The sequence below is a fragment of the Deltaproteobacteria bacterium genome, from assembly GCA_009930495.1.
Taxonomy (GTDB): Bacteria; Desulfobacterota; Desulfovibrionia; order Desulfovibrionales; family Desulfomicrobiaceae; genus Desulfomicrobium.
In genome coordinates this window covers 1-1590 of the sequence record RZYB01000365.1, presented here as the reverse complement: position 1 = coordinate 1590, position 1590 = coordinate 1, and the positions used below count along the sequence as shown (strand labels likewise).

1 protein-coding gene is annotated in these 1590 nt (G+C 67.2%); it reads right to left on the bottom strand.

Annotation, left to right across the window (positions count from 1 at the left end):
• On the bottom strand, window positions 1-1590 hold a 1590-nt coding region (locus EOL86_14715; GenBank protein ID NCD26824.1), incomplete at both ends, for a methyltransferase domain-containing protein.

Sequence of the window (1590 nt, the reverse complement as noted above, 5' to 3'; positions counted from 1 at the left end):
GGCGGCCTGCACCGCGCCCTGGACCCGCTTGCGCTCAAGCGCCTTGATGGGCGTGGCGTCCAGAATCAGACTGAAGGCGATACCCACGCCCACGGCCGCTCCGCACACACCCATGAAGCCGCAGAATCCACCGGCCACGCCCTGGCCGCGCGTGATGGCGGCCTCGAAGCGGTCCGCGCCGATTTGGCCGCCGCTGTTGCGGTACGCGGTCAAAATGATGGCCGGGATCATGGAGTGATATTCCGGGCCGTGCATGGGCACGGATGGATGGGCACGGATGCGGGCAAAAAGGGCGACAAGGTCCGTTTCCCGGCTCTGGGCGCAGATCTGACGGATCACGGTCAAGGCGTCCTGGGCGTGGCAGGTATCGCAGACGAAATGGCCCTGGGCGCAGGCTGCCGCCGACTCCACGACCAATCCGCAATAGACGCAGGATTTCGGACTGGGCGTGGCCGCATACACCAGGGGCGCGCCGCAGACCATGCACCCGCTGGTCAGGCGGGTCGCGCCGGCTCCCGGCTTGGGCGTGGCCTGGCCCTTTTGGCCGTCTGTTTTGGCGTCATGCGCGGGCGTGAAGCAGGCGCAGGTATTCACCGCCTCGACATTGGTGGCGTTGCCGTCGGCGTCGAGCAGGAAAATCTGGTCCCCCAGGGCTTCGGCCGCGCGTCGATTCAGCTCCGTCACGTCGCCTCTGGCCAGCCATTGTCCGCCATCAAGGCGCAGCCCGGCCGCCGGACCCCGGTAGATGACGCGCGCGGTATCGCTTCGCGCGGGTTTGAAGGCCTCGTAGGTCAGGGAAAAGAAGTCGTGCCCGCGCACCCGGCGGTACGGGAAGCGCTTGATCAGGCGCGTGGCCGTGAATCCGGTCTCGGCCAGCAGGGCCATGAGGTGGGGGATGGTCAGTGCGCCGGCGATGCACTCGCCCTTGAGGATTTCGTCGTTGCGGATGGCCGGGTCCGGCTCGGTCTCGCAGACCACGTCGGAGATGACCAGCCGCCCGCCGGGCCGCAGCACGCGCAGAATTTCCGCGTAGGCCCGGCGTTTGTGGACCGAAAGATTCATGACGCAATTGGACAGGACGACGTCGGCGCTGGCGTCGTCCAGGGGCAGGGATTCCAGATAGCCCTGGCGAAAGTCCAGCGTGTCATGGCCCAGATTGCGGGCCACCTCCGGATGGGCGCGTTTGGCCAGGTCGAGCATGGGACCGAGCATGTCCACGCCCGTGACCCGGCCGCCGGGTCCGCTCAGGCGGCTGGCGATGAAGCATTCCACGCCGCTGCCGCAGCCCAGATCGACCACGTGTTCGCCGGGCCGCAGCCCCGCGTCCATGACCGGACTGCCGCAGCCGTAGCCCCGGAAGCGAAAGCGCTCCGGAATGTGGCTGATCAGGGCCGGGTCGTGGCAGACCGGATTCAGGATGTCTTCCTTGGTATCGCCCACGGCCTGGGTGTAGAAGCTCTTGATGGTGGTCAGGCTGTCGGTCTGGGCCGTGGCCAGGAGACAGTTGGAGTGGGTCAGGGCGACTTTGCCGTGGGCTCCGCAGCTTTCCAGGATTTCGCCCATTTGCAGGATCAGACCGGGGTCGTCGCG